18 protein-coding genes are annotated in these 18,692 nt (G+C 66.5%); 5 read left to right on the forward strand and 13 right to left on the reverse strand.

Going from position 1 to position 18,692, the window contains the following annotated elements:
- Positions 1–209 precede the first annotated feature (209 nt).
- Positions 210–1,538, reverse strand: coding sequence for a cardiolipin synthase ClsB (gene clsB / locus AC1DN0_RS07765; RefSeq protein ID WP_477104451.1), 1,329 nt, complete (start codon positions 1,536–1,538; stop codon positions 210–212).
- A gap of 126 nt (positions 1,539–1,664) precedes the next feature.
- Between clsB and mobB the strand changes: the two genes are divergently transcribed.
- Positions 1,665–2,222: a molybdopterin-guanine dinucleotide biosynthesis protein B gene (gene mobB, locus AC1DN0_RS07770; protein ID WP_441637014.1), complete on the forward strand. Its 558-nt coding sequence runs from the start codon at positions 1,665–1,667 to the stop codon at positions 2,220–2,222.
- On the opposite strand, the gene AC1DN0_RS07775 is transcribed toward mobB, so the two are convergent.
- Entirely contained in the window at positions 2,207–2,806 is a 600-nt protein-coding gene (locus AC1DN0_RS07775; RefSeq protein WP_441637012.1) for a short chain dehydrogenase, read from the reverse strand. The two genes, mobB and AC1DN0_RS07775, sit on opposite strands and share 16 nt — an antisense overlap.
- 137 nt (positions 2,807–2,943) lie before the next feature.
- Between AC1DN0_RS07775 and AC1DN0_RS07780 the strand changes: the two genes are divergently transcribed.
- The gene (locus tag AC1DN0_RS07780; protein ID WP_441637010.1) at positions 2,944–3,825 is read left to right on the forward strand and encodes a LysR family transcriptional regulator; all 882 of its coding nucleotides are present in this window, start codon (positions 2,944–2,946) and stop codon (positions 3,823–3,825) included.
- 27 nt (positions 3,826–3,852) lie between these two features.
- On the opposite strand, the gene AC1DN0_RS07785 is transcribed toward AC1DN0_RS07780, so the two are convergent.
- The 4 genes from AC1DN0_RS07785 to AC1DN0_RS07800 all read right to left on the reverse strand — a co-directional run bounded on the left by AC1DN0_RS07785 (position 3,853) and on the right by AC1DN0_RS07800 (position 7,250).
- Positions 3,853–4,641 (reverse strand): endonuclease/exonuclease/phosphatase family protein, encoded by a 789-nt coding sequence (locus AC1DN0_RS07785; RefSeq protein WP_477145637.1) that lies wholly within the window; start codon positions 4,639–4,641, stop codon positions 3,853–3,855.
- Complete coding sequence (gene nudB, locus AC1DN0_RS07790) at positions 4,638–5,111, reverse strand: dihydroneopterin triphosphate diphosphatase (RefSeq protein ID WP_441637006.1); 474 nt, start codon at positions 5,109–5,111, stop codon at positions 4,638–4,640. Before nudB ends, AC1DN0_RS07785 begins: the two co-directional genes overlap by 4 nt.
- A gap of 169 nt (positions 5,112–5,280) precedes the next feature.
- Positions 5,281–6,168 carry a hypothetical protein gene (locus AC1DN0_RS07795; protein ID WP_441637004.1) on the reverse strand — a complete coding sequence of 296 codons (888 nt, stop codon included), beginning with the start codon at positions 6,166–6,168 and terminating at the stop codon, positions 5,281–5,283.
- 185 nt (positions 6,169–6,353) lie between these two features.
- Complete coding sequence (locus tag AC1DN0_RS07800) at positions 6,354–7,250, reverse strand: LysR family transcriptional regulator (RefSeq protein WP_441637002.1); 897 nt, start codon at positions 7,248–7,250, stop codon at positions 6,354–6,356.
- Positions 7,251–7,379: 129 nt separating this feature from the next.
- Between AC1DN0_RS07800 and speB the strand changes: the two genes are divergently transcribed.
- Together speB and AC1DN0_RS07810 are read left to right on the forward strand one after the other, a co-directional pair.
- Entirely contained in the window at positions 7,380–8,366 is a 987-nt protein-coding gene (gene speB / locus AC1DN0_RS07805; protein WP_441637000.1) for an agmatinase, read from the forward strand.
- A 34-nt stretch (positions 8,367–8,400) separates the two neighbouring features.
- Positions 8,401–9,699: an MFS transporter gene (locus AC1DN0_RS07810; protein ID WP_441636998.1), complete on the forward strand. Its 1,299-nt coding sequence runs from the start codon at positions 8,401–8,403 to the stop codon at positions 9,697–9,699.
- Between the two features lie 67 nt (positions 9,700–9,766).
- Here AC1DN0_RS07810 and aspS read toward each other — a convergent pair whose 3' ends face one another.
- The 4 genes from aspS to AC1DN0_RS07830 form a co-directional block, all read right to left on the reverse strand.
- The gene (aspS, locus tag AC1DN0_RS07815) at positions 9,767–11,569 is read right to left on the reverse strand and encodes an aspartate--tRNA ligase (protein ID WP_441636996.1); all 1,803 of its coding nucleotides are present in this window, start codon (positions 11,567–11,569) and stop codon (positions 9,767–9,769) included.
- A 43-nt stretch (positions 11,570–11,612) separates the two neighbouring features.
- Entirely contained in the window at positions 11,613–12,311 is a 699-nt protein-coding gene (locus AC1DN0_RS07820; protein WP_045237884.1) for a DUF502 domain-containing protein, read from the reverse strand.
- Positions 12,312–12,325: 14 nt separating this feature from the next.
- Positions 12,326–12,685, reverse strand: coding sequence for an FmdB family zinc ribbon protein (locus AC1DN0_RS07825; protein ID WP_477104450.1), 360 nt, complete (start codon positions 12,683–12,685; stop codon positions 12,326–12,328).
- A 197-nt stretch (positions 12,686–12,882) separates the two neighbouring features.
- Positions 12,883–14,319 carry a high affinity choline transporter 1 gene (locus tag AC1DN0_RS07830; RefSeq protein WP_441637160.1) on the reverse strand — a complete coding sequence of 479 codons (1,437 nt, stop codon included), beginning with the start codon at positions 14,317–14,319 and terminating at the stop codon, positions 12,883–12,885.
- Between the two features lie 452 nt (positions 14,320–14,771).
- On the opposite strand from AC1DN0_RS07830, the gene AC1DN0_RS07835 reads away from it, so the two are divergent.
- Positions 14,772–15,380: a hypothetical protein gene (locus AC1DN0_RS07835; protein ID WP_441637156.1), complete on the forward strand. Its 609-nt coding sequence runs from the start codon at positions 14,772–14,774 to the stop codon at positions 15,378–15,380.
- Positions 15,381–15,396: 16 nt separating this feature from the next.
- On the opposite strand, the gene AC1DN0_RS07840 is transcribed toward AC1DN0_RS07835, so the two are convergent.
- The 3 genes from AC1DN0_RS07840 to AC1DN0_RS07850 all read right to left on the reverse strand — a co-directional run bounded on the left by AC1DN0_RS07840 (position 15,397) and on the right by AC1DN0_RS07850 (position 18,433).
- Positions 15,397–16,032 (reverse strand): methyltransferase domain-containing protein, encoded by a 636-nt coding sequence (locus AC1DN0_RS07840; protein ID WP_441637154.1) that lies wholly within the window; start codon positions 16,030–16,032, stop codon positions 15,397–15,399.
- A 63-nt stretch (positions 16,033–16,095) separates the two neighbouring features.
- A complete protein-coding gene (gene ubiB / locus AC1DN0_RS07845) occupies positions 16,096–17,673 on the reverse strand; it encodes a ubiquinone biosynthesis regulatory protein kinase UbiB (RefSeq protein ID WP_441637152.1) in 1,578 nt (525 codons plus the stop codon).
- A 73-nt stretch (positions 17,674–17,746) separates the two neighbouring features.
- Positions 17,747–18,433: a ubiquinone biosynthesis accessory factor UbiJ gene (locus AC1DN0_RS07850; RefSeq protein WP_477145638.1), complete on the reverse strand. Its 687-nt coding sequence runs from the start codon at positions 18,431–18,433 to the stop codon at positions 17,747–17,749.
- Positions 18,434–18,692 lie beyond the last annotated feature (259 nt).

The raw sequence follows: 18,692 nt of genomic DNA on the forward strand, positions 1-18,692 counted from the left end.
ATGCACGCAGTCTAAGGCAAAAAAGAACGATCGTTCAGATTATTGTGATGGCGCTCGCCGGCAGCAAGCTTTTAATTAGATCGGGGTTTCTAAACGCAGCGGCCGCGCCTCTTGCGCTGCAACATGCCACGGCGCAGCGAGGCAGCGATATTTCCCGCCCCCGTGCCGCAAAGCAACATGCCCGCGCGGCCCGGCGCATTGTCCCGCGATCAGTAGCGCCCTGTCACGCCCGCGATGATCACGCCGACGCGCAGCACCATATACGCGGCCCAGCTTCCCATGCGGCGCAACGCCGAGCGCCGCGCATGGGTGGCGGCCTTGACCTCGACGCTGCGCGAGGCAATGGCAAGCTCCAGTTCCTGGCGCAGTTCGGCGCAAAACGCGCCGTCGGAGACCACCACGTTGGCCTCGCGCGCCAGCAGCAGGCTGAACGGGTCCAGGTTGCTGGATCCCACCGTGGCCCAGGCATCGTCGATCACAGCCACCTTGGCGTGCAGGAAACTCTCGCCGTATTCGTGGATCTCCACGCCAGCGCCGAGCAAGGTCGCATACAGCGCGTGCGTCGCATAGTGCTGCAGGCGGTACTCGACCATGCCCTGCAGCAGCAGCCGCACGCGCACGCCGCGCTTGCGGCAGGCCAGCAAGGCGCGGCGCATCTTGTGCCCGGGCAGGAAGTACGCATTGGCGATGATGACCTCCCGCCGCGCGCCGCCCAGCGCCTGCAGGTACTGGCGCTCGATGGCGCGGCGGTTGCGCAGGTTGTCGCGCAAGAGCAGCGCGGCGCGCATGCCGCCGGCGAGGTCCTGGCGCGGCAGCGGCAGGTCGGTGATCAGCGGGAACTCGGCCGCCACGCCGGCCAGGCCGACGGTGCGCATTTCGCCGCGCAGCGAAAGCTGCCACCACAGGCGTTCGGCGGTCAGCGCGATCTGGTTGACCAGCGGGCCCCGCACCGCCACGGCGAAGTCATAGCGCGGGCCCAGCCCCGCGCTCTCGAAAGGCCCGTGGTTGTGGTCGTCGATGATATTGATGCCGCCAACGAAGCCGATCTGCTGGTCGATCACCGCCAGCTTCCGGTGCAGCCGGCGCAGGTTGCGCCGCGCCAGGCTGAAGCGGCGCACGGGGCGGAAGATCTTCAGGCACACGCCGCCATCGCGCAAGCGCGCGGCGAGCCCGGCCGGCATGTCGCCGGCGCCGAAGCCATCCACGACCAGGCGCACGATCACGCCACGCCCGGCAGCGCGGATCAGGGCATCGCTCACTGCCGTGCCAACCTCGTCATCGGCATAGATATAGGTTTCCAGCGAAACCGAGAACACAGCCTGGTCGATAGCGGCAATCAGGGCGGGGAAAAACTCCTGGCCGCCACGCAGCAGGCGGACGGCGTTGCCGCCCAAGGGCTTGCCGCGGCGCCACTCGGAACGCAGCGGACCGGCGCGCCGCGGCGCGCGCGGGGGCGCCGGCGCATCGGCATCGTCGCGCGAGGCGGCAATGCCGCAGGGCAGCGCGTACGGCTGGCGTGGGATCGGAATCGGGGACATGGGGCACATTATCAGGCACGCCGATGTCCCGTGCGCGCCAAAGGCGGCGCGCACGGCGCACTGTTCCGGCCTTTCCGGCCGTTCTCTGCTATCGTCGGCGCTTTATCCCCTCACCGCCCCGACATCGTGAAGGTTTTCGGCATCTCCGGTTCGTCCGGCAGCGGCAAGACCACGCTGCTGGATCAGTTGATCCCGCGTTTCGTCGCAGCCGGGCTGCGCGTGGCCGGCGTCAAGCACACCCACCACGGCTTCGACCCCGACACCCCTGGCAAGGATTCCTGGCGCATGCGCCAGGCCGGATGCGCCAATGTCGTGCTGGTGGGCGCGCGCCACCTGACGCTGATGCGCCACTACCCCGAGTCCGAAGCCTCGCCCGAACTGGCCGACGCGCTTGCCGTGCTGCCAGCCGGCACCGACCTGGTGCTGGTGGAAGGCTACAAGCACAGCGATTTCCCCAAGCTGGAAGTGTTCCGGCCGGACCTTGGCAGGCCGTCGCTATGGCCGCAGGTGCGGAGCATTGTGGCCATAGCCAGCGACAAACCGGAGGCGGTGGCCATGCTCACCGCCCTGCCCGTGCTGGACCTGTCCGACCTCGATGCCATCTGCCAACTGATCCAGGATGGCGCGCTCGAACTCACGCCAGCCCTGGCCGCCACCCTGGCGCAGCCTCACCAGACGCGATAGACGTGGCCGCTGCGCGGCCCCTCGATGCTGCGCTGGTAGGCCAATGCGACACGCGCCGCCGGCACCGCCTCGAAACCGGGGAAGACATCGCCATAGGCGGACCATGACTCCTGCACCACGGTCGGGCTGACCACGTTGATGCGCAGGCCACGCTCCAGTTCAGGCGCCGCGCTGCGCACGAACCCTTCCAGCGCGGCATTGACGCTGCCGGCATTGGCGCCCATGCGGATCGGCTCGCTGCCGACGATCCCGCTGGTGAGCGTGATCGAGCCGCCATCGTTCAGGAAGTGCTGGCCAACCAGCGCCAGGCGCACCTGCCCGAGCAACTTGTCTTGCAGCCCGATCGCGAAATCCTCGGCGCGCATCTGCGCGAGCGGGCCAAAAAACAGGCTCCCGGTGGTGGCGACGATGGCATCCACCCGGCCGGTCGATTCGAACAAGGCCTGCACCGACCCGGGCTGCGTCAGGTCGACCCGATGATCGCCACCCGACTTGCCGACGCGCACCACTTCATGGCGCGCCGACAGGTTCTGGACCACCGCCTGGCCAAGGGTGCCGCTGGCCCCGATCACGATAATTTTCATCCCACTCTCCGTTCGTCCATTAGGCCAATGGTGCGGGGGATTCCTTCCCTCCGCTTCAAAAACCGATTATGAAAGTGGGCCAGGCACGGATAAATGGGATACGATTTTGCGGATACCTAACTTTTAATTAGTAATCCGTGGACAAGCTACGCAGCATGGAAGTCTTCGCCGCCGCCGCCGAAGCCGGCAGCTTCAGTGCCTGCGCCGATGCGCTGGGCCTGTCGGCGGTGATGGTGGGCAAGCATGTGGGCCAGCTCGAACGCCATCTGGGCGTGCGCCTGCTGCAACGCAGCACGCGGCGCCAGAGCCTGACCGAAGCCGGGCGCCTGTTCCTGGAGGAATGCCGGCTGATACTGGAGCGTGTGCGCAACGCGGAAACCGTTGCGGAACGCCTGCACAGCCAGCCGCGCGGGCGCTTGCGCGTCACCGCCCCGGTGACGCTGGGAGAGACGGCGGTCGCCGAGGCAGTATCGGCGTTCCTCCTGAACTATCCGGAAGTCACGGTGGAACTGGTGCTTGACGACGCCTTTACCGACCTGATTGCCGACGGTTTCGATGCTGCTGTCCGCATCGGCGCGCTGGCCAGTTCGGACCACCTGGTCGCGCGCCCCTTGCGGCCCTACCGCATGGCGATCTGCGCGGCGCCGGCCTACCTGGCGCAGGCGGGCCATCCCCGTTCCCTGTCAGACCTGGCCGGACATCGCTGCCTGAACCACCTGTTGTGGCCACAAGGCATGGGCTGGCCGGCATTCGAGGGCGGTCCCGGGCGGATGGCGGCGGCGCCGCTCGCTGCCAATAACGGCCAGGCGTTGCGGCGCGCCGCGCTGTCCGGCTGCGGCATCGTCATGCAGCCTGAAGTACTGCTGGCGGCCGACATCGCCGCAGGCCTGCTGGTACCGCTTCTGGAAGACGCCACGCCAGCGCCGAGGCCTGTGCACCTGCTTTATCCGCGCGACCCGCGGCCTTTGCCCAAGCAGGCGCGCTTCATCGAAATCATGCTGGAAAAAATGGGGGCCTGAAGACAACCCGCGCGCCGGCGCGGGGCTTCACGAAGAGATGCCGGCCTTGGCCTTGTGGGCAACCGGCCGCTCCGGGACGGAAATGCGGGCAAGCTCGGCCATCAACGGCACGTGGTCAGAGCGCTGGGCCCATTCGCGGCCGGTCAGCGCGCTGGCGTGCTCGATCTCGAATCCGCGCACATAGATGCGGTCGAGTTGCCACCAAGGCATGTGGCTGGGAAAAGTGTGCAGCCGTGCACCGCCCGCATGGGAAACTTCCGTCGCCCCCAGCGTGGTGCAGATCAGGTTGTCGAGGCGGTGGTTCCAGTCGTTGAAATCGCCGGCGATCACCAGCGGCGCTTCGGCCGGCACCACGTCGCACACGCGCTTGACCAGCGCCTCCGCCTGGCGCGCGCGGCTGCGGGCGAACAGCCCGAAATGCACGCAGATCAGATGGGCCTCGACGCCGTTCATATCCGCCACCGCATGCAGCAGGCCGYGCTGCTCGAAGCGATGGTCGGAGATGTCGAGGTTTTCCGACATCAGGATCGGATGGCGCGACAGGATGGCATTGCCGTGGTGCCCGTGGTCGTACACCGCATTGCGCCCATACACCGAGTGCGGGTAGGCATCGGTGGCCAGGTAGTTGAGCTGCGTATAGTCCGGGTCGAACAAGGCGGCCGCCACCAGGCGGTCATTGCGGTCCTGCACTTCCTGCAGGAAGACGATGTCGGCATTGACCACATGCAGGCCGTCGCGCACGTTATGGATGCGCGACTTGCCCTTGATGCCGGTCACGCCCTTGTGAATGTTGTAGGTAACGACGCGCAGTCTCATGAGGCCGCTCCACAGGCCGCGCGCTGTCCCTGCACGCGCCAGCCCAGTTGCAGCACCGCCTCCGCATTGCTGCTCGAGAAGCAGAGCGCGGCGGCCTCGCGCCACGGCAGCCACTGATATTGCAGGTGCTCGCGTGGTGCCAGCGTCACCGGCACCGGCTGCGCCACGCGCAGGCCGAACCAGTGCTCGGTGTTGCGCGTCACGCCGGCGGCGTAACGGTGGCGCCACTGGGGATAGATCTCGTAGTCGATGGTGTGCTGCCAGTCGTCCAGTTGATGCTCGGCGGCGATGATGCCGGTTTCCTCCGCCACTTCGCGGGCGGCCGTCACGGCCAGCGGCTCGTCGGGCGCGTCCAGGCTGCCGGTGACGGACTGCCAGTAACCCGGCCGGTCGGCGCGCTCGATCAACAGCACTTGCAGGTCCGGCGTGTGGACCACGACCAGGACGGATTCAGGGATTTTGTAGGACATGGGGATAAGACAAACGGCGTCCCCAAGCTTACCGCAGATGCACCCGGCCGCCATGGGAAACATGGTCGCCGGAACGGTCTCACGGGCTGGATGCATGATGGGAGGGGACGGATCAGGCGCGGCTGGAACCTGGCAACGCTTCCCGTGGCTTCCGGCGCCCGGACGACACTCAAGCAGCGTGGACGCTGGACTGGACCGGCGCCTCGCGCAGCCAGGTCTCGAAGACGCCGGGAGAGTCGCCGTGGCCCCATGCGGCGCGTAGTTGCTGCATCAGCGGCGTGAGCGCCTGGGTGTACTCGCGCGAAGCCGCGTGCGCATGCGCGGCAAGGCGTTCGGCGCATTCCCGCAGTTGCGCCTGCAATTGCAAGCGTTCCTGCGCTATCTCCTTTTCGCGCACGCCGAGCGCGTTGTACTTCTGGATCAGGAAGCGCTGGTAGTCGCCCGCGTCCACGCCCTGGGCCGCTTGCGCGTTGACCTGCTCGAAGCGCATCACGATGCTGCCGGTTTCCTGCTCGATATGGGTGGCCTCCGCCGCCAGCGCCTGTAATCCGTCCTGCAGGCGTAGTGCCTCGCGGCGCTCGTCGCGCAGGTGCGCCGCGTGCTCGTCGAAGGTACGCTGCGCCAGCAGGTAAGCCTGTACCACCGGCTGGGGCGCTACGACAAGCAGCGGATCCGCGCCGCCGGCGCGGCTGCCCTGAACCAGGGCGTCGTCGGCCAGGCGCAGGTTGCCCAGGTCTTCCAGCCAGCGTCCGCGCGCCATGACCGTTCCCACCGTATCCAGCGCCACCCGGCGCAGGGCTTCGGCGCGCTGCATCTCCACCGGTTCCGGCATTGGCACGGCACCGCCGCCGGTCTGCGCCGCATGCGCGATATCCGGCACGCAGGCCGCCACCGTGGTCGCCACGGACTCCGACATGGCCACCGCCGAGCGGCGCACCGCGCGCCGCAATTCGAAACGCGCCAGCAGCATCATCGCCAGCCCGGCGACAAGCCAGGTGACGATGGTCTCGGCATGGGCCAGCAAAAACTGGCGAATCAGTTCTACATCCAGGTGCACGGCAAATTCCTCCCGCGCGGCCGGTGCGCCTTCGAAATGGGCTTGCGGCTTGGCGCTATAAAGGGAGAAGACTGGACAGGAGGGGGCTTCGTTCCGCGATGTAACAATTGGAAACCAGGCACGGGGTGCCGAATGGCCGGCGCGCGCGGAAGAGGATCACCAGACCCCACAGGAGCAGCCGCGCGTCAGGCGTGCGCCGCCTTCATGTCGGCGATGAAGGCGTCCAGCAAATCGCTCCCGTGCGGCTTGCGGCGCACCACCATGTCGAACGGTACCTCATAGCGCATCGCGTCCGGCGCGAGCGGGGCCAACTGGCCCTGCAGCACGTAGGGGGCCGCGAAATGTGCCGGCAAATAGCCCAGGTGCCGGCCGGACAGCACCAGCATCGCCACTGCCTCCATGTTGTCCGCCATCGCCGTCACCAGCCGGTCTGCCGGCGAGCCCGCGGCCTCCGGCAGCGGATAGCTGCGCCAGGCCCACGCATGGCCGAGCGTGACCGCCGGGTCGATGCGCCCGGCCTCGGCAAAAAGCGGATGGCCGCGTCCGGCATAGGCAAGCTGGGTCTCGTGAAAGATGGTGGTGTAGTCCAGCGCGGGCACGCGATGCCAGAAGTAGCCGATACCCATGTGGATCTTGCCGTCCAGCAGCAATCCTTCCAGTTCCCCCGGCGAACGCACCGACACCGAGAAGTGCACGGATTCGTCGCGTTGGCGGAAGCACTCGATTGCCTGGCTGATGCGCGCATTGGCGCTCACCGGCGTATGCCCGATCAAGCCCAGGTTGAGCGTGCCCACCAGCGTGCGCCCCACCTTGCGCGCTTCTGCGCCAAAGACATCCAGCGCCGTCAGCAGCTTGCGCCCGGATTCGACGAATTGCCGGCCGCGCGGAGTCAGCCGGAAACCGCTGCGCCCGCGTTCACACAGCCGGTAGCCCAGCCGTGTTTCCAGCGTTGAAAGCTGCGTGCTGATGGTGGACTGGCTGACGTTGAGCGTCGCCTGCGCGGGTGTGATGCCGTTGGCGTCCACTACCGCCAGGAAAACGCGGATCAGGCGCAGGTCAAGATCGGAGGGTTGTCCCAGCATGGTTGGTACATCGATCCGGATCAATGTTTGGTTCAGAAGTTTCGCATTCTACGCGTCAAAACAATCAGCAAGAATTCAGATCCCTCCACCATGACATGCCACCGGGCGCGGCATGATGAATCGATCGCCATGAATGCAAAGCTGCTACGCAACCCGGCCGGCGCTGCCGAACCCTTCCAGCCGATGTCCGGCAACGCCATGCCGCGCTTTGGCGGCATCGCCACCATGATGCGGCTGCCCGCCGCCGGCAGCACCGCCGGGCTGGATGCCTGCTTTGTCGGCGTGCCGTTCGACCTGGGCACGTCCAACCGCAACGGCGCGCGGCTGGGGCCCCGCCAGATCCGGGCCGAATCCGTGCTGCTGCGCCCCTACAACATGGCCACGCGCGCCGCCCCGTTCGATTCGCTGCGCGTGGCCGATATCGGCGACGTGGCGACCAATCCATACAACCTGCACGATTCCATCGCGCGCATCGAGGCGGCGTACCGCGACATCATCGCCACGGGGTGCCGCCCGGTCGGGCTGGGCGGCGACCACACCGTCACGCTGCCGATCCTGCGCGCCATGCACGCCAGGTATGGCCGCGTCGGACTGATCCATGTCGATGCGCATGCCGATGTGAACGACACCATGTTCGGCGAGAAGATCGCGCACGGCACGCCGTTCCGCCGCGCGGTGGAGGAAGGGCTGCTCGATTGCGGCCGTGTGGTGCAGATCGGCCTGCGCGGCACCGGCTATGCCGCCGAGGATTTCGACTGGTGCCGCCAGCAGGGATTTCAGGTGGTTACTGCCGAAGCATGCTGGCACCGCTCGCTGGCACCGCTGATGGAGGAAGTCGGCGCGCGCCTGCGGGGCGGCCCGGTCTACATCACTTTCGATATCGACGGCATCGACCCTGCCTACGCTCCCGGCACCGGCACGCCGGAGATTGGCGGACTGACGGTGCCACAGGCGTTGGAGATCGTGCGTGGCGCGCGCGGGCTGGATATCGTCGGCGCCGACCTGGTCGAGGTATCGCCGCCCTATGACCCGTTTGGCACCACGGCGCTGCTCGGGGCCAATCTGGCGTTCGAACTGCTGTGCGTGGTGCCCGGCGTCGAATACCGCGACGCCTGATGCCTTCGCCAAAGCCATAAACAGGAGACCCACCATGCAGACCAAGCAGCCTGCCCCCCAACCGCGCCGCGCGGCCCTGGCATCGTTCGTCGGCACCACCATCGAGTGGTACGATTTCTACAGTTACGCCACGGCCGCGGCGCTGGTTTTCGGACCGCTGTTCTTTCCCGGCGAGAGCCGCCTGCTGAGCCTGCTGGCCTCGTTCGGCTCGTTCGCCATCGGCTTTCTGGCGCGGCCCGTTGGTGGCGTTCTGTTCGGGCGCATCGGCGATCGCCTTGGGCGCAAGCGCGCGCTCATGGGCACGCTGTCCTTGATGGCCATCGCCACGGTACTGATCGGCTGCCTGCCGACCTATGCGCAGGCCGGATGGATCGCGCCCGTGGCGCTGGTGGCGTTGCGCGTACTGCAGGGCATCGCGGTCGGCGGCGAGTGGGGCGGCGCGGTGTTGCTGGCAGGCGAGCACGCGCCGGCCGGCCGGCGCACCTTCTTCGCCTCGTTCGCGCAACTTGGCAGCGCGGGCGGGCTGATCCTGTCGATGCTGGCCTTCAGCGCCATCAGCCGGCTCGATCACGACGCCCTCATGCAATGGGGCTGGCGCCTGCCCTTCCTGGCCAGCGCGGTGCTGCTGGCGGTTGGCTTCGCGATCCGGCTGTCGGTCAACGAATCGCCGGAATTCGAGGCGATGCAGGCCACCGGCGACGTGGCCAGCCAGCCGCTGGCCGAAGCGCTACGCGCGTGGCCGCTGATCGTGCTGGCGATCGGCGCCAACGTGTACGGCATCGCCGGGGTCTACTTCAGCAACATCTTCATGATCTCTTATGCCACGCAGTACCTTGCGCTGGACCGGGAGATGATTCTCGACTGCATGTTCTGGGTGGCGGTGCTGCAGTTCTTCGTGCAACTGGGCGCGGCGCATCTGGCCGACCGCTTCGGCACCCGGCGCGTGCTGGCCGTCGTTGCGGCATGCGCCATCGCCGTGCCGTTCGTCATGCTGCCCCTGGTTCGCACTGGCCAGCCGCACACGGTGTTCCTGGGCATCGCCATCGCCACGTTGTGTGAATCGGGCTACTACGCCGTCATTGCCGGCTTTGTCACCGGCATGTTCGCCGCGCGCATCCGCTACACCGCCATCTCGCTGTCGTACCAGGTGTGCGGCGCCTTCGCCGGCGGCCTGACTCCGCTGCTGGCGACACTGCTGGCGGACAGGTTCTTTCCGCAGTGGTGGCCGATGGCGGTCTTCTATGCGGGATTTGCGGCACTATCGCTGATTTGCGTGATGCTGGCAGGGCGAGCGCGAGAGGCCAGCTTGCCCGCGACCGCGACGAGCATCTGATACGCCCGGAAAAACAAGAAGGGCCGCGCTTGCGCGCGGCCCTTCCTCAGGCAGTCGAAACCCCGGCTCAGGCCGTCTTCGGCTCCGCGGCACGCAAGCGGATATGCAGCTCGCGCAGCTGCTTCTCGTCGACCGCGCTCGGCGCTTGCGTCAGCAAGTCTTGGGCGCGCTGGGTCTTGGGGAAGGCGATCACGTCGCGGATCGAATCGGCGCCGGCCATCATGGTGACGATGCGGTCCAGGCCGAAGGCCAGGCCGCCGTGCGGGGGCGCGCCGTATTGCAGCGCGTCCAGCAGGTAGCCGAACTTGGCGCGTGCTTCTTCCTCGCCGATCTTCAGGGCGCGGAACACCTTGCTCTGCACGTCCTCGCGGAAGATCCGCACCGAGCCACCGCCCATTTCCCAGCCGTTCAGGACCATGTCATAGGCCTTGGCGATGCATTTGCCCGGATCGGTTTCCAGGTATTGCAGGTGCTCGTCCTTGGGGCTGGTGAACGGGTGGTGCATGGCGACCCAGCGGGCGTCTTCCTCGTCGTACTCGAACATCGGGAAGTCGATCACCCACAGCGGCTTCCACACGTCCTCGAACAGGCCGTGGGTCTTGCCGAACTCGGAGTGGCCGATCTTCAGGCGCAGGCCGCCGATGGCGTCGTTGACGACCTTGGCCTTGTCGGCGCCGAAGAAGATGATGTCGCCATCCTTGGCGCCGGTGCGCTTCAGGATCTCGGCGATGGCCGCGTCATGCAGGTTCTTGACGATCGGCGATTGCAGGCCGTCGCGGCCCTTGGCCACTTCGTTGACCTTGATCCAGGCCAGGCCCTTGGCGCCGTAGATGGCGACGAACTGGGTGTAAGCATCGATCTCGCTGCGCGAGATGGCGGCGCCGCCCGGCACGCACAGGCCGACCACGCGGCCGTTCTCGCTGTTGGCGGGGCCGGAGAACACCTTGAAATCGACGTCCTTCATGGCGTCGGTCAGTTCGGTGAATTCGAGCTTGACGCGCAGGTCAGGCTTGTCCGAACCGAAACGGGCCATGGCCTCGCGGAATTCCATCACCGGGAAGCTGGCGTCCAGGTCGACGTCGATGGCGTTCTTGAACACCGTGCGCATCATGTCCTCGAACAGGTCGCGGATCTCCTGCTCGTTCAGGAACGAGGTCTCGCAGTCGATCTGCGTGAACTCGGGCTGGCGGTCGGCACGCAGGTCCTCGTCGCGGAAGCACTTGGTGATCTGGTAGTAGCGGTCGAAGCCCGACACCATCAGCATCTGCTTGAAGATCTGCGGCGACTGCGGCAGCGCGAAGAAGTGGCCCGGGTTGGTCCGCGAGGGCACCAGGTAGTCGCGCGCGCCTTCGGGCGTGCTCTTGCCCAGCATCGGCGTCTCGATGTCGATAAAGCCTTGCGCGTCCAGGTACTTGCGCACTTCCATGGCCACCTTGTAGCGCAGGCGCAGGTTGTACTGCATCTGCGGGCGGCGCAGGTCGAGCACGCGGTGGGTCAGGCGGGTGGTCTCGGACAGGTTGTCGTCGTCGAGCTGGAACGGGGGCGTGACCGACGGGTTGAGCACGGTCAGCTCATGGCACAGCACCTCAATCTTGCCGGAGGTCAGGTTGGCGTTCTCGGTGCCTTCCGGACGTGCACGGACCTTGCCGGTGACGCGGATGCAGAACTCGTTGCGAATCTCTTCGGCGGCCTTGAACATCTCTGGGCGATCGGGATCGCATACCACCTGCACAAGGCCTTCGCGGTCGCGCAGGTCAATGAAGATCACGCCGCCGTGATCGCGGCGGCGCTGCACCCAGCCGGTCAGGGCCACTTCCTGGCCCGTCAGTTGTTCGGTCACGAGACCGCAGTAGTGAGTACGCATGGACATAGGAGAATTCCAGGAATAACGCGGCCGCCGATGCGGCCGGCGATCAATTTGAATGCGAAGAGTCGGCGGACTCGGCGAGGGCTTCGGCATCCGCCTCGCCAGCGCGCACCGGGCCGCTCTTGCGCGGCAGCTCGGTCGGCGCCACCACGCCCATCGAGACGATGTACTTCAGCGCGGCGTCGACGGTCATGTCGAGTTCGATGGTATCGGCCTTGGGCATCATCAGGAAGAAGCCCGAGGTCGGATTGGGCGTGGTCGGCACGTAGACGCTGACATATTCGCCCTGCAGGTGATTCTGCACATCGCCGCCGGGCCGCCCGGTCAGGAAGGCGATGGTCCACGAGCCTTCACGCGGATACTGCACCAGCAAGGCCTTGCGAAAGGCATTGCCGGACGAGGACAGCAGCGTGTCGGATACCTGCTTGACGCTGGTGTAGATCGGCCCCACCACCGGGATATGGCGCAACAGCGCTTCCCACCAGCGCACCAGCCGCTGGCCGATGAAGTTGTGGGCCAGCAGCCCCACCAGCAGGATGAACACGACCGTCAGGATCGCGCCCAGGCCCAGGATGCGCCGGCCGAACAGCTTGTCGGGCTGCCAGGCTTCCGGCAGCAGCGCCAGGCTCTGGTCCATGGTGCCGATGACGAGATTCAGCACCCAGAGCGTGATGCCCAGCGGCACCAGCACCAGCAGCCCGGTCAGGAACCAGGTCTTGAGGGCGGACGTTTTCTTCGCTGCCACGGCGCGTTCTGCCTTCAATGGCAAGCGCAGGCGCTGCCGCAACCGCCGGCGGCGCTTGCGGTGGCCGTGCTGGCGGAGCCGGACGCGTCGCCGGAGGAAGGCGCAGCCGCGGCAGCGCTGCCGCTATCGGCCGCGCCGGCGGCGGCGGCCGGGGCAGCACCGGCGGGAGCCGCGGCGGTGCCGCCGCTGCCGCCACGGAAGTCGGTGACGTACCAGCCCGAACCCTTGAGCTGGAAGCCCGCGGCGGTCAGTTGTTTCTTGAACGTGCCCGTTGCGCCGCAGGATGTGCAGTCAGTGAGCGGCGCATCGCTCATTTTCTGCAGCACATCGCGCCCGTGGCCGCAGGCGTCGCAACGATAGGCATAGATCGGCATAAGTGGCACTCCGCGAGGATTCTGGAACGGAAAATGGGGGGACCGCGCAGTCGCGCCGACGGGGAAGTTGCCGCTCCCGTGCGCCACCTTGCGGTGCAAAGCCTTGAATTATAAACCGTTCTGAGAACAGCGGGCCGGCTGAAAAAGGGCCAGAAATGCCGCCAGAGGCACGCGCACCACGCGCGGCGCCGCATCGGTCAGGCCAGATGCACTTCCTCGACGCGCGGATGGTCGCCGATCCACTGCGGCAGCAGCGAACCGAAGACCATGCCGCCGATGGAGAACAGCAAACCGACCATCTGCGGCGGCACCGCCGCGTCGGCGAAGGCGATCTCGCAGCACAGCCAGGAAGTCAGGCCCAGGAGGATGGCGGCCAGCCCGCCCTGGCGGGTGGCCGGTTTCCAGAACATGCCGAAGGCCAGTGGCACGAACGACGATACCAATGTGACTTTGTAGGCATTCTCCACCATATGGAAGATGGAAAGATGCGAGTTCAGCGCGAACAGCGTCACCAGCACCGCGAACACCAGCACCACCGCCTGCATCACGCGCAGGAAACGGCGGTCGTCGAGATGGCGGAAATACGGCCGCAGGATGTTCTCGGCGAAGGTAACGGACGGCGCCAGCAGCGTCGCCGAAGCGCAGCTCTTGATGGCGGACAACAGCGCGCCGAAGAACATCACCTGGGCGAACATGGGCGCGTGCGTCAGGATCAGCTTGGGCAGGATCAGTTGCGAATCGGTGTTGATGTACTTCTGCACCATCTCCGGATCGATCATGGTGGCCGAATAGGCCAGGAACATCGGGATAAAGGCAAAGCAGAAATACAGCACGCCGCCCAGCACCGAGGCGCGTCCGGCAATCTTCTCGGTGCGCGACGAGGTCACGCGCTGGAACACGTCCTGCTGCGGGATCGACCCCAGCATCATGGTGAACAGCGCCGCCGCGAAACCGATGATCTGTATCAGGTCCAGCGAGGGCAGGAACTCGAACTTGCCGGCCGCCGCCGCGTGCGACACCACCGCCGCCACGCCGCCGGCCTGGCCGCTGACCTCGTAGCCGATATACAACATGCCGATCACGATGATGATCATCTGGAGGAAGTCGGTCACCGCCACCGCCCACATGCCGCCAAACAGCGTGTAGACCAGCACGCTGGCGGCGCCGATCATCATGCCGGTTTCCTGCGACAGGGTGCCGTCCGAGACGGTGAAGAACACCAGGCCAAGCGCCTTGATCTGCGCGGCGACCCAGCCCAGGTAGGACATCACGATGCACAGCGTGGTCAGCACCTCGGCCAGCCGCCCGTAGCGGTTGTGGTAGTAATCGCCAATGGTGAGCAGGTTCATCCGGTATAGCGGACGCGCGAAGAACAAGCCGACCAGGATCAGGCAGAGCGAAGAACCGAAGGGATCGGACACCACCCCGGACAGGCCTTCCTTGAGAAAGACCGCGGGGATGCCCAGCACCGTCTCCGAGCCGAACCACGTGGCGAACACGGTGGCGGTGACGATATAGAACGGCAGGCTGCGGCCGGCCACCGCGAAGTCGGTGGCGTTGCGTACGCGCAGCGCGGCCCACAGGCCGATGCCGACAGAGATTACCCAGTAGATGATGACGAACCAGATCAGCATGCTGCTGCCTATCCCAAAAATGCCCTTGCGGCGAAAAACCGGTTGCCGGTGAGCGGGATGCGTTCCCCTGCCCTGCCCGGAGTCCAATTCATCGGTCGGGGCCGCATGGGTGGCTGATCTAGCCTGCGGTCGTAGCCGAATCAAAACGCGGATTATAGCGATGCAGACCGTGCCGGGCGAAGAAAAATCCCCGCCATGCGGAAATTGCCGGCATCAATGCAGCGCACGCGCCACAGGTGACAAGACCGCCTCCCGCCTCCGGTCGGGACCATCGGCCGCGGCGCCCCGCCATGGTGCGGAAGGGGCCGGATAACGGGCGGTTACACGGATTACAAAGCTTGCGTCAGCGCGTCTCGCCCGCCGCGCATTAGAGCGGAACGGCAGCAGAAATCGGGCAACCAGCCCACGAGCCGCGCTGCCGCCCACGTCCCCGAAAGGAAAAGGAGAACACCATGCCGAACCGCCAAACCCTGATGCTCAAGACCCTGATGATTGCCGCCGGCCTGCTCGGCGCCGGTCTGGCCAGCGCCCAGACCGCGGCGGTCGCGCAGGATGTGCAGCGCAACGTCAACCAGGAGCAGCGTATCGAGAATGGCCTGCAATCCGGCAGCCTGAGCACGCGCGAGGCGGCCAGCCTGCAAAAGCAGACCGCGCGGGTCGATCGCATGGAAGCGCATGCCCTTGCCAACGGCTCAGTCTCGCCGCGCGAGCAGGCGTCGATCCAGCGTGCCGAGAACAATGTGAGCCGCGATATCTCGCGCGACACGCATAACGGCATCAGCGGCAACCCCGCCAGCCTGTCATCGCAGCGCATGCAGGCCGAGGTGCAACGCAATATCAATCAGGAGCAACGCATCCAGAACGGCGTGGCCAACGGCTCGCTGACCAACCGCGAAGCCGGCAAGCTCGAACGCGGCCAGGCCCACGTCGACCGGCGCGAAGCGCGTGCCGGCGCCAATGGCCACGTGGGCGCGGCCGAACAACGCGGCATCCAGCGCGCCGAAAACCGCGACAGCCGGGCGATCTACCACGACAAGCACAACGGCCGCGTGCGCGGCTAAGGGGAAAAACCGGCGCCTAGGCCCGGCGGCGCCAGACCTGCCAATGCTCGCGGCCGGCGAACACCGGCGGCGAGCCGGTGGCGGCACGCGCCTCCACCAGCTCGAATGCCGGCGCAAGCAGCGCGCGCAGTTCCGCCTCGGGCATCGCGAAGGGCGGCCCGCCGCGCGTTTCATCCAGGAAGAAGTAGCCGGCCAGCAGGCCGCCTGGCGGCAGCAACTCCGCCACGCGCCGGCCATAGGCAGCCCGCATGGCTGGCGGCAAGGCGCACAGGAAGGCACGTTCGTAGATGAGCTGGCAGGCCGGCTTGGGCGTGAACGCAAAGAAATCCGCCTCGTGCACGATAGCCCCGGCAGGCCCCAGCGCGCGCCGCGCGCTCGCCACTGCCTCCGGCGAGAAATCGATGGCGGCCACCGGCCACCCTCGCGCATGGAGCCAGCCGGCTTCCCAGCCATTGCCACAGCCAGGGACCAGCGTCGGGCACGGCGCCATCGCGCTGGCGAAGGCCTCGAAATCGGCCGGCACGCCGCCCAGGTCCCATGGCATGAACCCTTTCTCGAAGCGCTCGTCCCAGAAGGCCGGATCGGCCGCGTTGCGGGTGGCGAAGGCTGGCGTAGCGCCGGGCTTGCCGGCGGTGTTATCGGATTTGGTCAAGCGCGCCTCGACTGTCTCTATATTCAATTGCCTTTGTTCATGCTAGCTGTGCCGCTGCAGGCGCTACCAATAGCCAACCCAGGCCAGCAATTCGGTCAGCACCACGCCAGCGACAAAGCCTCCCACCAACAGCAACGCCGTGCCGACCAGGCGGTTGGTGCGGCGCTGCTCTGTGATCAGGGCGGTCAGCAGCCGCTCTTGCTGGCTGTTGTCGACCAGCGCGCGGCGCTCCAGGAACTGATGCGCCAGGCGCGGGAAGTCGGGCAGCATCTTGGCCCATTGCGGCGCCTCCACCTGGATCCGCTCCCAGGCGCCCTTCCAGCCCACCTGCTCGTGCATCCACTTCTCGAGAAAGGGCTTGGCGGTCTTCCACAGGTCCAGGTCGGGATCCAACTGGCGGCCCAGCCCTTCGATGTTCAGCAAGGTCTTCTGCAACAGCACCAGCTGCGGCTGGATCTCGACATTGAAGCGGCGCGAGGTCTGGAACAGGCGCATCAGCACCATGCCCAGCGAGATCTCCTTGAGCGGCTTGTCGAAATAGGGCTCGCAGCAAGCGCGCACTGCGCTTTCCAGCTCCTCCACCCGCGTGTTCGGCGGCACCCAGCCCGATTCCACGTGCAGCAGGGCCACGCGATGGTAGTCGCGCCGGAAGAAGGCGATGAAATTCTGCGCCAGGTAATTCTTGTCGAACTCGGAAAGCGCGCCGACGATGCCGAAGTCCAGCGCGATATAGCGGCCGAAACTCTGCGGYGCCACCGACACCAGGATGTTGCCAGGGTGCATGTCGGCATGGAAGAAGCCGTCGCGGAACACCTGGGTGAAGAAGATCTCCACCCCCTCCTCGGCCAGCAGGTGCATGTCGACGCCGGCCGCCTTGAGCGATTCGGTGCGCGAGATGGGGATGCCGTGCATGCGCTCCATCACGAACACCTCGCTGCTGCAGAAGTCCCAGAACACCTCGGGCACGAGCAGCAGCTTGGTATCGGCGAAATTGCGGCGCAGCTGGCTGGCATTGGCCGCCTCGATCATCAGGTCGAGTTCGTCGTGCAGGTATTTGTCGAACTCGGCAACCACCTCGCGTGGCTTGAGGCGCTTGCCGTCGGCCCAGAAACGCTCCAGCCAGGCCGCGAGGTCGCGCATCAACGCCAGGTCGCTGTCGATGACCGGAAGCATGCCGGGGCGCAGGACTTTCACCGCCACTTCGCGCCCCTCGCTGGGACCGCCCTTCAAGGTGGCGAAATGCACCTGGGCGATCGAGGCGCTGGCCACCGGCTTGTGGTCGAAGCTCTCGAACAGCATGGACAGCGGCCGGCCCAGCGAGCGCTCGATGATCTTGACCGCCACCACCGAATCGAATGGCGGCACCTGGTCCTGCAGCTTGGCAAGCTCGTCGGCAATGTCCGCCGGCATCAGGTCGCGCCGGGTGGAAAGCACCTGGCCGAACTTGACGAAAATCGGGCCCAGGCGTGTGAGCGCCAGCCGCAGCCGCTCGCCGCGCGGCATGTCGAGCTTGCGGCCGATGGTGATGACGCGCACCAGGAAGCGGATGCGGCGGCTCTTGAAACCCGACAGTACGAGCTCGTCGAGGCCGTAGTAGAGGATGACGAAAACGATCTTGCAAAGGCGCAGGAAGCGGGTCATGCAGGTTCTTCAGTATTGGGGGCGGTGCGGATTGGCCAGTGTCGGCTGGCGGATGATCAGTTGCAATCGGCGATCAGCGGTGAGCGGAAGGCAGCGTGCCGGAACCGCCTGCCGAGCCCCGCCCGGACCGGCTGCGCTGCTCGAGCTTCTCCAGCCGCTTTTCCAGCCGGGCCAGATCGTCGCGCAGCGCGCTCACGCCGGCGCCGAACTCGTCCAGCGCGACGTGCCGCACCAGGGTTGGCTGCTCGTCGAGCAGGTATTCGGTCACATTGTCCACCAGCGTGCGGCCCAGCCGCGTGACTTGCGCATGGACTTGCTGCGCGCCGTCCACCATCCGTTGCGCCACGCTGTCGCTGACCGGGCCGCCCAGCAGGCCGCGCAACGCGCGCGACAGGTCCTCGGCCGCGTCCCAGCGCAGGCTGCGCGCCAGCGCGGATACCGCGTTGGCCAACTCGGCATCGCCCTCGATGCGCACGTGCTTCATCGCGGCTGCCTGGCCGCCGCCCGCCACGTCCGACGCCACCAGCGGCCATTGCTGCAAGGGCACGGTTAGCGTGACTGCCGGGATCTCATCGGCTTGCGCCAGTTCCGTCAGGCCCTGCGCCGTCACCTTCAATGCGAGCGTGAACGCGGCGGCGTCGAAGCGGATGACGCGGCCCGCGAAGGGCTGGAGCATGGAGGTGGCCCAGGGTTCCTGTTCCAGGAGGTGGTTCAGGRCGGTGATGGGCGGCGTGGCCAGAGGGGTTGGGAGGGTGGTCATGGTTGGGTGGGGGTTGGGGGCGGGCCTTTCAGGAGGTGTTGGTGGTTGATCGGGTCTAGTGTCAAAGTCAACTGCTTAACTGCTTAACTGCTTAACTGCAAAGTCAAAGGCGGTTTCACCCCCCTGCGGGGGGCGACCTACTTTCTTGTCTTGCCAAGAAAGTAGGCAAAGAAGGCGCGCCGGATGGGGCGACACCCCCTCGGGATCCGACGAAAAGAGCGGCCGGGACCCAAACTCGCATCGCCTTAAGGCGATACTC

The sequence above is a fragment of the Cupriavidus sp. 05N39 genome, assembly GCF_056397325.1.